Source organism: Streptomyces sp. SudanB5_2050, assembly GCF_964272335.1.
GTDB lineage: Bacteria > Actinomycetota > Actinomycetes > Streptomycetales > Streptomycetaceae > Streptomyces > Streptomyces rochei.
Window position 1 is genome coordinate 1,618,775 of record NZ_OZ186760.1, and the last position, 13,540, is coordinate 1,632,314.

Here is a 13,540-nt window from a genome sequence, read left to right on the forward strand (position 1 = left end):
CGGGTGTCCCGAGCCCCGCCGGAGCCCCCGCGCTCAGTCCCTCGCCAGCCCGAAGCGGGCCCGCAGCCCCGTCGCCCGGTCGTCCGTCGCCACGGCCGCCGCGCCCGCCGTCACCGTCTCGTAGACGGAGAGGATGTCCGCGCCGACGGTGGACCAGTCGAAGCGCCGTACATGGGCGCTGCCCCGCTCCCTCAGCGCCTCCCGGCGCTCCGCGTCCCCCAGGAGCCGTACGGCGGCGTCGGCGAGCGCGTCGGCGTCCTCGTTGGGGAACAGTTCGCCGGCCGCCCCCTGGTCGAGGACCTGGGCGAAGGCGTCCAGGTCGGAGGCGAGTACGGGGGCGCCCGCCGACATGGCCTCGACGAGGATGATGCCGAAGCTCTCACCGCCGGTGTTGGGGGCGACGTAGAGGTCGACGCTGCGCAGCAGGCGGGCCTTGTCCTCGTCGCTGACCATGCCGAGGAACTCCACGCGGGAGCGCAGCTCGGCGGGCAGGGACGCCACCGCCTCCTTCTCGTCGCCGCGACCGGCGACCAGCAGCCGGGCCCGCGGGCGGGCGGCGAGGATCTTCGGCAGGGCCCGCATCAGCACCGGCAGCCCCTTGCGGGGCTCGTCGATGCGCCCGACGAAGCCGATGGTGTCCCCCTGCCACTCGGGCCTCGGCTCGGCGTCGGCGAAGAAGCCGACGTCCACGCCGTTGGGGATGACGACGGCGTCCCCGCCGAGGTGCTCGACGAGGGTGCGGCGGGCGTACTCGCTCACCGCGATCCGGGCGCTGATCTTCTCCAGCGCCGCCTGGAGGATCGAGTACGCGGCGATCATCGCGCGGGAGCGCGGGTTGGACGTGTGGAAGGTGGCCACGATCGGGCCCTGCGCCGCCCAGCAGGTGAGCAGGCCGAGCGAGGGCGAGGTCGGTTCGTGGATGTGGATGACGTCGAAGGCGCCGTCGTGCAGCCAGCGCCGCACCCGGGCCGCCGACAGGAAGCCGAAGTTGAGGCGGGCGACCGACCCGTTGTACGGCACCGGCACCGCGCGGCCGGCCGAGACGACGTACGGGGGCAGCGGGGTGTCGTCGTCGGCCGGGGCGAGGACGGACACCTCGTGGCCGAGGCGGATGAAGTACTCGGCGAGGTCCCGGATGTGGAACTGGACGCCGCCCGGCACGTCCCAGGAGTACGGGCAGACGATGCCGATCCTCACCGGTCGCCCCGCTCCCGCGCCCCGGGCGCCTTGGCCGGGTCGAGATCCTTGAGCCACAAGCGCTGCAGCATGTGCCAGTCCTCCGGGTGCTCGGCGATTCCCGTGGCGAAGGCGTCGGCCAGCGCCTGTGTCATGACAGACGTCTTCTCGGCCCGGGTACCTGACTCGGGAATCTCGACCGGCGGATGCACCCGGCCCCGCATCACGGGCGAGTCGTCGTACCAGAGCGTCACGGGCAGCAGCCGGGCGCCGGTCTGCTGGGCGAGCAGGGCGGGGCCGGCCGGCATGCGGGCCGTCTCGCCGAAGAAGTCGACCTCCACGCCGGAGGCGGACAGGTCGCGGTCGGCGACCAGGCAGACCAGGCCGCCGTCGCGCAGCCGCCGGGCCAGCGTGCCGAAGGCGGTGCCGCCGCTGTGCGGCAGGACCTCCATGCCGAGTCCCTCGCGGTAGGCGACGAAGCGGTCGTACAGGGTCTCCGGCTTGAGGCGCTCGGCGACCGTCGTGAAGGGGATGCCGAGCTTGGTGGTGACCCAGGCGCCGGCGAGGTCCCAGTTGGCCAGGTGCGGGAGGGCGAGGATCACGCCCCTGCCCGCGTCCATGCCCTCGGTGAGGTGGTGCAGGTCCTTGGGGACGAAGCCCGCCGCGATCCGCTCGGTGCTCCACGCCGGGAGGCGGAAGGACTCCATCCAGTAGCGCAGGTAGGACCGCATGCCCGCGCGGGAGAGCGCGGCCAGGCGCTCGGGGCCCGCCTCCGGCACCACGCGCGCGTAATTGCTCTCCAGCCGCCGCACACCCGTGCCGCGCTGCTTCCAGGCGGCGTCCGCGATGGTGCGGCCGAGGCGCACGGCGACCGGCTCGGGCAGCTTCTTGACGGTGCTCCAGCCGGCGCCGTACAGGGCGTCGGCCAGCCGGTCCCGAGCGCTCACTTCGCCGCCTCGGTGCCCTGGCTGTCCTGCGCGGCGGCGTCGGCCTCGGCGGCCTCGCGGCGGACCGTGACGACGCGCTGGACCAGCGTGACCAGGCTGCCGACGGCGACGATCCACAGGGCGACGGGCAGCAGGTACTGGATGCCGGGCACACCGAACTTGTGCAGGCCCGCGAACCCGGCGGCGACCAGCGAGACGACCAGGCGCTCGGCCCGCTCGACCAGGCCGTTGACCGCGACCGGCAGGCCGATCGACTCGCCGCGCGCCTTGGTGTACGACACCACCTGGCCGCTGGCCAGGCAGAAGATCGACACGGCGCACAGGACGTCGTCGTCACCGGCTCCCGCGTACCAGAGGGCGAAGCCGCCGAAGATCGCGCCGTCGGCGACCCGGTCCAGCGTGGAGTCCAGGAAGGCCCCCCAGCGGCTGGAGCGGCCGAGCTGGCGCGCCATGTTGCCGTCGACCAGGTCGGAGAAGACGAAGAGCGTGATCACGACCGTGCCCCAGAAGAACTCGCCCATGGGGTAGAAGACCAGCGCCCCCGCGACCACACCCGCGGTGCCGATCAGCGTGACCGTGTCCGGGCTGACGCCCCGGCGGATGAGAAACGCGGCGAACGGTGTGAGGACACGCGTAAAAAATGCACGCGCGTACTTGTTCAGCATGGCCTTCCCGACGGTCGGTGTGGCCGCGCGGCCCCTGCTGGCCACCGGCTGGCCCATCGTAGTCACGCACGCGCCCGTGCGACGGACGGGCACCCGGACCCGCTGGTGGGCGGCGGGCGGACGGCGGGATCGGGTCGTTCGTATGGACGGGGCGTGACGGGAGTGGAAAGCTCGAAGGACCGCGGGCGTCGCCGGAGCCGCCAGTGCACGCGGTCCCGCGTGTCCGCGCCCACACGACCTCACCGTGCACGGGAGGCAAGGACATGGGCGACAAGGCACACACCCACCCCGGAGCCGCCGGAAGGGCATCGGCGGCCGACCGTCCCACGTCCGTACGGAATGTGGTGCTGGTCGGCCACTCCGGAGCGGGCAAGACCACGTTGGTGGAAGCCCTCGCGCTGACGGCGGGGGCACTGAACCGGGCGGGCCGCGTCGAGGACGGCGGCTGCGTCTCGGACTACGACGAGATGGAGCACCGGCAGCAGCGCTCCGTACAGCTCTCCCTGGTGCCGGTCGAATGGGACGGCATCAAGGTCAACCTCCTGGACACCCCCGGGTACGCCGACTTCGTCGGCGAGCTGAGGGCCGGTCTGCGCGCGGCGGACGCGGCCCTCTTCGTCGTCTCCGCCGCCGACGGGGTGGACGGCTCGACCCGGATGCTGTGGGAGGAGTGCGCCGCCGTCGGGATGCCCCGCGCCCTCGTGGTCACGCACCTGGAGGCCGCCCGCGCGGACTTCGAGGAGATGACGCGGATCTGCGCGGACGCCTTCGGCGGGGACGATCCCGACGCCGTGCTGCCGCTGTACCTGCCGTTGCACGGCCCGCAGGCGCCCGACGGACACGCGCCCGTGACGGGGCTGGTGGGGCTGCTGTCACGGAAGCTGTTCGACTACGCCTCGGGCGAGCGCGTGGAGTCCGAACCGGGCGAGGACCAGCTGCCGCGGCTCGACGAGGCGCGCTCCCTGCTGATCGAGGGGATCATCTCGGAGAGCGAGGACGAGACCCTCATGGAGCGCTATCTCGGCGGCGAGCAGGTCGACGTCAAGACACTCGTCGAGGACCTGGAACGGGCCGTGGCGCGCGGGGTGTTCTTCCCCGTCCTGGCCGCCGCCCCCGCCGCCGAGGGGGCCCGGCAGGGGCTCGGCACGGTCGAGCTGCTGGAGCTGATCACCCGGGGCTTCCCCACGCCCCTGGAGCGCGCGGCGCCCCGGGTCACCACGCCCGACGGCGCGCCGCGCGAGCTGCGGATGTGCGACCCGGACGAGTCGCTGGTCGCGGAGGTCGTCAAGACGTCCTCCGACCCGTACGTGGGGCGGATCTCGCTGATCCGCGTGTTCTCCGGCACCCTGAGCGCCGACCAGACGGTGCACGTCTCCGGGCACGGACTGGCCGACCGGGGCCACGAGGACCACGACGTCGACGAGCGGATCGGCGCCCTGTCGACGCCGTTCGGCAAGCAGCAGCGGCCGGTCTCGCACGTGATCGCGGGCGACCTGGCGTGCGTGGCCAAGCTGAGCCGCGCGGAGACCGGGGACACCATCTCGGCCAAGGACGACCCGCTGCTGATGGCCCCGTGGGACATGCCCGACCCGCTGCTGCCGCTCGCCATCCAGGCGCACAGCAAACCCGACGAGGACAAGCTCTCCCAGGGCCTGGCGCGACTGGTCGCCGAGGACCCGACGATGCGCCTGGAACAGAACCAGGACACCCACCAGGTGGTCCTGTGGTGCCTGGGCGAGGCCCACGCCGACGTGGCCCTGGAGCGACTGCGCAGCCGCTACGGCGTCCAGGTCGACGTCGTGCCCCACCGGGTGTCGCTGCGGGAGACGTTCGGCGGCAAGGCGGCCGGGCGGGGGCGGCACGTCAAGCAGTCCGGCGGGCACGGGCAGTACGCCATCTGCGAGATCGAGGTGGAGCCGCTGCCAGGCGGCTCGGGCATCGAGTTCGTGGACAAGGTGGTCGGCGGCGCCGTGCCCCGGCAGTTCATCCCCTCCGTCGAGAAGGGCGTGCGCGCGCAGGCCGCCAAGGGCGTCGCCGCCGGGCATCCGCTGATCGACGTGCGGGTGACGCTGCTGGACGGCAAGGCGCACTCGGTGGACTCCTCCGACGCCGCGTTCCAGACGGCGGGCGCGCTGGCGCTGCGGGAGGCGGCCGCCGAGGCGAAGATCCACCTGCTGGAGCCGGTCGCCGAGGTGAGCGTCCTGGTCGGCGACGACTACGTGGGCACCGTGATGAGCGACCTGTCGGGGCGGCGCGGCAAGGTGCTCGGCACCGAGCAGACCAGCGGCGGACGGACCCTGATCCGGGCCGAGGTGCCGGAGATGGAGATCGAACGGTACGCGGTGGACCTGCGCTCCCTCTCGCACGGCACCGCGCGTTTCGACCGCCGCTACGCACGGCACGAACCGATGCCGCAGCAGGTCGCGGAGCGCCTGCGGGAGGAGCTGCGCGCCGCCTCGTAGTGCCGCGGGCAACGGCGGGAGCCGGGGCGGGAGCCTGGCGCCGGCTCCCGTGCCGGGCCCCGCACCGGGCACGCTCCCCCCGGCGCACGAGGGCGCGCCCGTGCGCCGACCCGCGCGTGCGGGGGCGCCTTTGCCCGTCCGGTGACGCCCGTCGGCGGCTGCGGATACGCTGATGACCTGATCAACAGGTGTGCGGGGCAGGGAAGTCGGGAAGGCCGCAGGAGCGACAGTGGTGGCGATCGGGGGCGGGAATGACCGTTGACGGCGGTTACGCGGACTTCTTCGGACCGCAGGTGCCGCGTACGGACGACGGCGGGCAGACGGCCACGTTCGCGCTGGCCTCGGCCGCCTACCGGGACAATCCGGTGGAGGAGATCAAGAAGGCCGACAACGAGTGGCACCAGACGACGGTCAACCCGGGCCGCTCCTGGGCCACGATCTTCCGGCCCAACCTCGGTGAGGCGTTCTCCCGCGCGGTGGCCGACCGGATGCTCGGCAGCGGCCGCAAGCCCCTCATCCAGTCCTTCGGCGCCGAGCCGCAGGTCGTCGTCGAGCACTGCCTCGCGGCCAACGGCATCCGCAAGGCCCGCGACAACAAGCTGACCATGATCAGTGTGGTGTGCGGGCTGCTGTTCCTGCCGGGCACGCTGGTGTGGCTGCTCGGCTTCCAGATCCGCACCACCGTCGCCAAGGCGGAGAACAAGCAGGCCGGGGCGCTGGGCACCGCCGTGCTGGTGGCGATCGCCGCGCTGGCCGTGCTGTTCCTCGTCAAGATGCCCTTCTCGGGCTTCTGGGCCTGGTACGCGCGGGCGGCGGTCCTGATGCCGGTCGTCGGGTGGTTCTGGGCCAAGCGGATCTGCGAGAGCACCGCGAAGGACCTGCGGGAGCGCTGGGACGGCCTGCTGTCGGGCAGCGGCGTGGGCGCCAAGGTCCCGGAGGCGGTGCCCAGCAATCCGGGCGAGACCGCGGCCGAGCAACTGCGCCAGTCCCTGGCCAAGCTCGGCGCCGAGCAGCAGTCCAACTCCGTCTTCTACGCCGGCCCCAAGGGCATACTCGGGATGGGCACCCGCTGGGGCAGCTGGCAGCTCGCCGAGAATCTGGTGCCCGCCGACCCCACCCGGGAGATCCATCCCTTCCGCAGCTGGGACGTGGTGAAGGCCGTCCACGACCAGTTGCGCATGCTGGAGCGGGGCCCGCTGAACACGGGCGGCTTCACCAAGCCCTCCATACGGCACTGGATCGTCACCCCGATCGGGGAGAACGCCAAGGCGGTGTCCCGTCCGGAGGGCACGGACGTCGAGGCGTACCAGGTCAAGTCGCACGCGATACAGGACATCTGCAACAAGCAGCAGTTCGGCGCCGGTGACCGGCACTATCTGGGCGTCCAGTGGACGCTGTGGGACGGTCAGCTGGTCATCACCATGCTGATCACGGTGACCGTGCTCCACGAGACGCTGCGCATCGAGGTCACCGGTCACGCCCTGGGTCCGGTGAACTCGCTGTTCACCACCAAGCCGGAGGCGCCGTCCAAGGAGGTCGCCAAGTCGTTCAAGCCGTGGGAGACCCGCAAGGTGATGCTCCCGCTGGTCACCGCCAACGAGGTGGTGCGGCTCGCCGTCCGCGCGCCGCTCACCTGGTATCCCCCGCTGCTGAACTGGCTGGGCGGCACGATCGCGCTGCCCGAGCCGTTCGGTCTGCGGCACGCGTGGGCGGATCAGCCGTGGCGGCACCGCTTCATGGCCGACGACGCGCTGCGGGCGGCGGCGCCGGTGCTGCGGGTGGTGCACTCGGCGGCGATCCGGGTGCTGGAGGAGAACGGCGTGGACACGGAGAAGTTCGGGACGAGGTCGGCGTTCCTGAGCACGGCTGTTCAGGACCCGACGCCCGGGAAGGCCGACCTGTACAACGCGTAGACCTCCGGCGGTCGCGCGGGAGGTCGGCGTGACCGCCGCCGGGGGCTCGCCCCCGGGCCCCGCCGCGGACCGGACGGTCTCGCCCCGCGAACGCGGGCCCGGACCGGACGGTCTCGCCCGCGCACGCGGGCCGGGGCCGTCGTCAGGCCGTCGGCCACGCCTCCGCGAGCATCTTGCGGGTGTCCCCCAGCAGCTGGGGCAGCACCTTGGTGTGGCCGACGACCGGCATGAAGTTGGTGTCGCCGCCCCAGCGGGGCACGATGTGCTGGTGGAGGTGGGCGGCGATGCCCGCGCCGGCCACCGAGCCCTGGTTCATGCCGATGTTGAAGCCGTGGGCGCCGGAGGCGGTGCGCAGCGCCGTCATCGCCTGCTTGGTCAGCTCGGCCAGCTCCGCGGTCTCCACGCCGGTCAGCTCGGTGTAGTCGGCGACATGGCGGTACGGCACGGTCATCAGGTGGCCGCCGTTGTACGGGTACAGGTTGAGCACCGCGTACACGTGCTCGCCGCGCCGGACGACCAGCCCGTCCTCGTCGGACTTCGCCGGGATCGAGCAGAAGGGGCAGCCGTCGTCGGCGCCGGGGCCGCTCGGCTTGTTCTCGCCCTGGATGTAGGCCATCCGGTGGGGCGTCCACAGGCGCTGGAACGCGTCCTGCGTCCCCACTCCGATCTGCTGCTCCGGCTCACTCGTCATGCGTGCAGCATATGGCGTCGCGCGGTACGACAGGGAAAGGCCCCCGGGAACTCCCGGGGGCCTTCCGCGGTGGCCGGTCAGACCTGCGCGCGCTCCTCGACGACCTTCGCGATCTTGGCGATGGCCTCGTCGACGGGGATGCCGTTCTCCTGGGAGCCGTCGCGGTAGCGGAAGGAGACGGCGCCGTTCGCCATGTCCTCGTCGCCCGCGATGACCATGAAGGGCACCTTCTGCTTCTGGGCGTTGCGGATCTTCTTCTGCATGCGGTCGGAGGAGGAGTCCACCTCGACGCGCAGACCGGCCGCCCTGGCCTTCTCGGCGAACTCCCGCAGGTACGGCACGTGCGCGTCGCCGATCGGGATGCCGAGCGCCTGGACGGGCGCGAGCCACGCCGGGAAGGCACCCGCGTAGTGCTCCAGCAGCACACCGAAGAAGCGCTCGATGGAGCCGAACAGCGCCCGGTGGATCATGACCGGCTGCTGGTGCGAGCCGTCCGCCGCGGTGTACTCCAGCCCGAACCGCTTGGGCTGGTTGAAGTCGACCTGGATGGTCGACATCTGCCAGGACCGGCCGATGGCGTCCTTGGCCTGCACGGAGATCTTCGGGCCGTAGTACGCGGCGCCGCCCGGGTCCGGGACCAGGGGCAGGTTCTGCTTCTCGGCGGCCAGGCGGAGCGCCTCCGTGGCCTCCTCCCAGTCCTCGTCCGAGCCGATGAACTTGTCGGAGTCGTCGCGGGTGGACAGCTCCAGCTCGAACTCGGTCAGGCCGTAGTCGCGCAGCAGGTCGAGCACGAAGGTCAGGAGCGTGTCCAGCTCCTCGGGCATCTGCTCCTTGGTGCAGTAGATGTGCGAGTCGTCCTGGGTGAAGCCGCGCGAGCGGGTCAGCCCGTGCACGACGCCCGACTTCTCGTACCGGTACACCGTCCCGAACTCGAACAGGCGCAGCGGCAGCTCACGGTAGGAGCGGCCCCGCGACTTGAAGATCAGGTTGTGCATCGGGCAGTTCATCGCCTTGAGGCGGTAGTTCTGCTCGTCGAACTGGATGGGCGGGAACATGCCCTCCGCGTAGTGCGGCAGGTGCCCGGAGATCTCGAAGAGGTGCTCCTTCGAGATGTGCGGAGTGTTCACGAACTCGTAGCCGGAGACCTCGTGCCGGCGACGCGAGTAGTCCTCCATGACCTTGCGGATCACGCCGCCCTTGGGGTGGAAGACCGCGAGGCCGGGGCCCAGCTCGTCGGGGAAGGAGAACAGGTCGAGCTCGGCGCCGAGCTTGCGGTGGTCGCGCTTCTCGGCCTCGGCGAGGAAGTCCAGGTGCGCCTTCAGCTCGTCCTTGGACGGCCAGGCGGTGCCGTAGATGCGCTGGAGCTGCGGGTTCTTCTCGCTGCCGCGCCAGTAGGCGGCGGCCGACCGCATCAGCTTGAACGCGGGGATGACGCGGGTGGTCGGCAGGTGGGGGCCTCGGCAGAGGTCCTTCCAGCACAGCTCGCCGGTCTTGGCGTCGAGGTTGTCGTAGATGGTCAGCTCACCGGCGCCGACCTCGGCGTCGGCACCGTCGGCAGCCTGCCCGGCGGCACCCTTGAGGCCGATCAACTCCAGCTTGTACGGCTCACCGGCCAGCTCGTCGCGGGCGGCCTCGTCGGTGACGACGCGGCGGGAGAAGCGCTGGCCGCGCTTCTGGATCTCCTGCATCTTCTTCTCGATGGCCTTGAGGTCATCGGGGTGGAAGGGCTTCTCGACGTCGAAGTCGTAGTAGAAGCCGTCCTTGATGGGCGGGCCGATACCCAGCTTGGCCTCGGGGAAGAGCTCCTGCACGGCCTGCGCCATGACGTGCGCGGTGGAGTGGCGCAGGATGGCCAGGCCGTCCTCGGAGGAGATCTCGACGCCCTCGACGGTCTCGCCGTCCTTGACCTCGTAGGCGAGGTCCTTGAGCTCACCGGCCACCCGCGCCGCGATGATCGAGCGCTGGCCGGCGAAGAGCTCGGCGGCCGTAGTGCCCGTCGTCACCACGCGTTCTTCCTGCTCCGAATCGCGTTGGATGATCACACGGACGTCTGACACCGGTCTCTCCTGACTGAAGGTGGGGCTGCGGCGCCATACCGGAGCGCACGCATGGGGGCGATCGTACCGACCGGGGCCCGCCCACCGCGAAATCAGTCCCCGCGGTCGCCGCCGTCCTCCCCGTCCTCGCCCTCCCCGCCGCAGGTCTCCTCGAAGAAGGCGGCCACCTCCACGTGCTCCTGCACCGCCTTCAGCAGCCGGTCCCGTTCCGCGTCGTCGACCGGCACGGGGGCGATCTCGCAGGCCCCGGTGAGCCGCCGGAAACCGCCCCGGCTCTCCAGACGGCCCAGCACCCGCACCGGCAGCCCGAGGAGGTGGGCGTGACCGGCGATCCGGTAGCCCTCCTCGTCCAGGGTGATCCGCACGTGCGGCACCTCCGCCCCGGCCAGCACCCGCAGCCGTACGGTGCCCGCGCCGCGCGGCCCGGGCCGGCGCATGCGGACGACGGTGCCGGTGAGCCGCACCGGCACCGAGGGCTCGGCGCGCAGGTAGCGGGCGGCGGCCTCGCGCAGGGCGGGCAGGTCGCCGGGCGAGAACTCGACGGACTCGCCGAGCGCGGCGCAGCCCTCGGGCACTCCGGCGGCCGGCGCCCAGTCGATCCCGACGCGGGCACCCTGGGTGCCGCGGACCAGGGCGACGAGCGCGTCGGCGAGTTCGTGGCTGACGCCGGCCGCCACGGCCGCGTCGAAGGCCTCCATGCCCCCGGTGGCCCGCCGGTAGTCGACGGCCTCACGGGCGGCGTACAGGGCGTGGTGGAGGCGTACGGCGAGGGGACGGCCGGTGCTCACGGGGACGAACGCCGTGAGCCGGCGCCCGCCGGGGGCGGGAGCGACCAGGACGTCCCGGAGGGCCTCGGCGGCGGAGCGCCGGTGCCGGGCCCCGTAGTAGCCCGCACGCGCCTGTGTGGCGAGCGCCCCGGCGAGCAGCATCCGCCGGGCTGCGGAACGCAGTTGCTCCTCCGCGGGCCAGGACACGGCCTCATCGGGGCCGGCGGCCGGGACGTCGCGCCCCCAGCGGATCTCGTCGCTGGGCACGGCGAGGGAGACCAGGATCTCGCGGGCGGCGGGGGTGCCGCTGCGGGAGAGGGCGAGCAGTGCCTCGGCGAGGAGGTCGTCGCTGTCGGGGAAGGCGCGGCTGACGGGCACCAGCAGACTGGTGGACCCGGCGCCGGGTCCCGGCGGGGTCCAGCGGCCGTACCGGCCCGGGGCGCCGCCGCGCCGCCGCCAGCCGTGCCGCTGGAGCAGGGCGGTCAGCACCGCCGGGTCGACGGTGCCGGACTCGGGCGGCCGGCCGTCGCACCGGGCCGCGTCGTCGGCCGGGTGGGGGCGCACGGCGCGCAGGGGCTCTCCGGTCGGCCGGTGCGTCATGGTTTCCCTCCCGTCCCGACCCGCGTCATGATCTCGCACAGCGCCCGGTCGTCGAAGATCCGCGCGGTCGGTATCCGCACGGTGGTGCGCCGCCGGCCGGTGATCGGGTGTCCGGCGAGATTGGTCCAGTAGCAGCAGTGCCTGAGGTCGAGCCGGTCGTGACCGGCGCGCAGCCACTGGTCCTGGGACCGGGGGACGATCATCACGACCAGGATCTTGTGGACGGAGACCGGCGTGCGGGCCAGCTTCGCCAGGTGGTCGTTGTCGAGCGTGAAGGAGAAGAACCGGCCCGTGTGGCGGGGCGGGGGCGCGCCCCTCTCCGTCGAGGGCGGCGGTGGGCGACGGGCGGGCGGGTTCGGCGCCAGCTGGTAGGTCGCCTTGAGCTGGACCTTGATGGTGACCTCGTCGTCGACGGTGTGCCCGGGGGCGCTGTGGCTGACGTGCCAGTCGATGCCGTTGTCCGGGAAGGGCTGGGAGAGCGAGCAGCCCGCCGCCGCGGCGACCGCGTGGAGGTAGCCGACCTGCAGGGTCTCCATGCAGGCGGTGACGGCGAGAGAGCCCCGGGAGGGCGCGGTGCGCTCGGGCAGCAGCCCGCCCCGTTCGGGCTGCGCTATGGCCATGGCCAACAGCCTTCCAGAACTGGTGAATCCCCGCTGCGGGCCTGTGAACTGCACAGACCCTCACTCCTGTTGTGTCCTTCCGGCGTACGGCGCAAACAGCCCGGGTATCACCGAACCGGACAGAGGACGGCGCGTCAGCTGCCGTGCGCGAGCGAGGAGTTGAGTGCCCTATGACGTGCTGGTTCGAGGGGCCGCTGGCGGCCTTCGACACGGAGACGACGGGTGTGGACGTCGAGACCGACCGGATCGTGTCGGCGGCACTCGTCGTCCAGGACGCCCCCGGGCTCAGGCCCCGGGTCACCAGGTGGCTGGTGAACCCGGGTGTGCCGGTGCCCGAGGCGGCGACGGCGGTGCACGGACTGACCGAGGAGCATCTGCAGCGGCACGGCCGGTGGCCGGCGCCGGTGATGTGGGAGATAGCCGAGGCGCTGGGCGAGCAGGCCCGCGCCGGGCGCCCGCTGGTGGTGATGAACGCGCCGTTCGACCTGACGCTGCTGGACCGGGAGTTGCGCCGGCACCGCGCCTCGTCGCTGGGCCGCTGGCTGGAGCGGACGTCGCTGCACGTGCTGGACCCGCGGGTGCTGGACAAGCACCTGGACCGGTACCGCAAGGGCCGCCGCACCCTCACCGACCTGTGCGCGCACTACGGCGTCGAGCTGACCGGCGCGCACGACGCGGCGGCCGACGCCCAGGCCGCGCTGGAGGTCGTACGGGCGGTGGGGCGCCGCTTCCCGTCGCGGCTGGAGCGTCTGTCCGCGGCCGAGCTGCACACGCTGCAGGCGGTGTGGCACGCGGGGCAGGCGCGGGGACTGCAGGCGTGGTTCGCGCTCAACGGGACGGAGGAGGCGGTCGACCCGGCCTGGCCCCTGCGACCGGACCTGCCGGCGGCGGCGTGACCTCACATGTCCGGCCCACGGTGACTCCGGGGGCCGGGGTGTGGGTGGCGGAGCCCCCACTTCGCGCGGCGAAGCCGCGCACGACACAAAGAGAGCGACGCGGTCCGCGTTGTCTGCGGACACACGTCGCTCTCGCGAGCGTGGGCGATACTGGGTTCGAACCAGTGACCTCTTCGGTGTGAACGAAGCGCTCTCCCACTGAGCTAATCGCCCGGGAACGCACTGAACAATACAGGGACCGGCGGGCTTCCTTCAAACCGCTTGCCGACCGCCGTCCAGGTGGGCGGCCAGCCCGCGCCGTCCCGCCCGCATCATCAGCCGGTGGTTGGCCCGGAACAACGGCCGTCCCGGCACCGCGAGACGCCGCAGCAGCGGCTTGCGCACGACGACCTCCTGGTCGTAGCGGGCGAGCGTGCCGGAGCCCCGCTCGGTGACCGTCCAGCGGGCCCAGCCCTCCAGGTCGCCGCTCATCGTCACCTCCAGGACCCCCGCCGCCGGGTCGCGCCTGCCCTCGCGCAGGGTCGTGGTCAGGTCGTACGGGAGCAGTGAGCGGACCCGGAGGACCGCGGTGGTGTCGTCGAGCCGGGTGACCTCGCGGGTCTGGGGCCACCAGCGGGGGTAGTCCTCGAGCCGTTCCAGCTCCCGGTAGACCGCCGGGGCGGGCGCGGGCAGGGTCCACAGGCTGAGGAATCGGTAATGGTTCCGGTCCACCCGGTGAGTGTGCCCCCGCCCGCGCCCGTCAGGCG

Annotated in this window: 11 protein-coding genes and 1 tRNA gene; 3 read left to right on the forward strand and 9 right to left on the reverse strand. The window is 72.5% G+C overall.

Annotated features, from left to right (window positions below; all coding sequences use genetic code 11):
- Positions 1 to 33 precede the first annotated feature (33 nt).
- Genes ACFZP7_RS07120 through pgsA form a run of 3 tightly spaced genes read right to left on the reverse strand, consistent with a single transcriptional unit; the run spans position 34 to position 2,845 of the window.
- Positions 34 to 1,197 (reverse strand): glycosyltransferase family 4 protein, encoded by a 1,164-nt coding sequence (locus tag ACFZP7_RS07120; protein ID WP_031016533.1) that lies wholly within the window; start codon positions 1,195 to 1,197, stop codon positions 34 to 36.
- Positions 1,194 to 2,123, reverse strand: coding sequence for a phosphatidylinositol mannoside acyltransferase (locus ACFZP7_RS07125; RefSeq protein WP_192342274.1), 930 nt, complete (start codon positions 2,121 to 2,123; stop codon positions 1,194 to 1,196). Before ACFZP7_RS07125 ends, ACFZP7_RS07120 begins: the two co-directional genes overlap by 4 nt.
- On the reverse strand, positions 2,120 to 2,845 hold the full coding sequence (gene pgsA, locus ACFZP7_RS07130) for a phosphatidylinositol phosphate synthase (protein WP_019325113.1): 726 nt from the start codon (positions 2,843 to 2,845) through the stop codon (positions 2,120 to 2,122). The genes ACFZP7_RS07125 and pgsA overlap by 4 nt, the downstream gene beginning before the upstream one ends.
- A gap of 206 nt (positions 2,846 to 3,051) precedes the next feature.
- Between pgsA and ACFZP7_RS07135 the strand changes: the two genes are divergently transcribed.
- Both ACFZP7_RS07135 and ACFZP7_RS07140 read left to right on the forward strand, forming a co-directional pair.
- Complete coding sequence (locus ACFZP7_RS07135; RefSeq protein ID WP_385634089.1) at positions 3,052 to 5,250, forward strand: elongation factor G-like protein EF-G2; 2,199 nt, start codon at positions 3,052 to 3,054, stop codon at positions 5,248 to 5,250.
- A 251-nt stretch (positions 5,251 to 5,501) separates the two neighbouring features.
- Positions 5,502 to 7,163: a hypothetical protein gene (locus tag ACFZP7_RS07140; protein ID WP_019325115.1), complete on the forward strand. Its 1,662-nt coding sequence runs from the start codon at positions 5,502 to 5,504 to the stop codon at positions 7,161 to 7,163.
- A gap of 142 nt (positions 7,164 to 7,305) precedes the next feature.
- On the opposite strand, the gene ACFZP7_RS07145 is transcribed toward ACFZP7_RS07140, so the two are convergent.
- The 4 genes from ACFZP7_RS07145 to ACFZP7_RS07160 all read right to left on the reverse strand — a co-directional run bounded on the left by ACFZP7_RS07145 (position 7,306) and on the right by ACFZP7_RS07160 (position 11,898).
- The gene (locus ACFZP7_RS07145) at positions 7,306 to 7,854 is read right to left on the reverse strand and encodes an HIT domain-containing protein (RefSeq protein ID WP_029393167.1); all 549 of its coding nucleotides are present in this window, start codon (positions 7,852 to 7,854) and stop codon (positions 7,306 to 7,308) included.
- A 77-nt stretch (positions 7,855 to 7,931) separates the two neighbouring features.
- On the reverse strand, positions 7,932 to 9,911 hold the full coding sequence (gene thrS, locus ACFZP7_RS07150; protein ID WP_127443000.1) for a threonine--tRNA ligase: 1,980 nt from the start codon (positions 9,909 to 9,911) through the stop codon (positions 7,932 to 7,934).
- A gap of 92 nt (positions 9,912 to 10,003) precedes the next feature.
- Positions 10,004 to 11,278: a hypothetical protein gene (locus ACFZP7_RS07155; protein WP_030973225.1), complete on the reverse strand. Its 1,275-nt coding sequence runs from the start codon at positions 11,276 to 11,278 to the stop codon at positions 10,004 to 10,006.
- A complete protein-coding gene (locus ACFZP7_RS07160) occupies positions 11,275 to 11,898 on the reverse strand; it encodes a DUF4365 domain-containing protein (protein WP_030973227.1) in 624 nt (207 codons plus the stop codon). The genes ACFZP7_RS07155 and ACFZP7_RS07160 overlap by 4 nt, the downstream gene beginning before the upstream one ends.
- A 170-nt stretch (positions 11,899 to 12,068) precedes the next feature.
- Here ACFZP7_RS07160 and ACFZP7_RS07165 point away from each other — a divergent pair, with 170 nt between their 5' ends.
- Positions 12,069 to 12,794, forward strand: coding sequence for a 3'-5' exonuclease (locus tag ACFZP7_RS07165; RefSeq protein ID WP_019325120.1), 726 nt, complete (start codon positions 12,069 to 12,071; stop codon positions 12,792 to 12,794).
- Positions 12,795 to 12,935: 141 nt separating this feature from the next.
- Here ACFZP7_RS07165 and ACFZP7_RS07170 read toward each other — a convergent pair.
- Both ACFZP7_RS07170 and ACFZP7_RS07175 read right to left on the reverse strand, forming a co-directional pair.
- Positions 12,936 to 13,007 (reverse strand) — tRNA-Val (locus ACFZP7_RS07170).
- A gap of 39 nt (positions 13,008 to 13,046) precedes the next feature.
- Positions 13,047 to 13,505 carry an SRPBCC family protein gene (locus ACFZP7_RS07175; protein WP_019325121.1) on the reverse strand — a complete coding sequence of 153 codons (459 nt, stop codon included), beginning with the start codon at positions 13,503 to 13,505 and terminating at the stop codon, positions 13,047 to 13,049.
- Between the last annotated feature and the right edge of the window lie 35 nt (positions 13,506 to 13,540).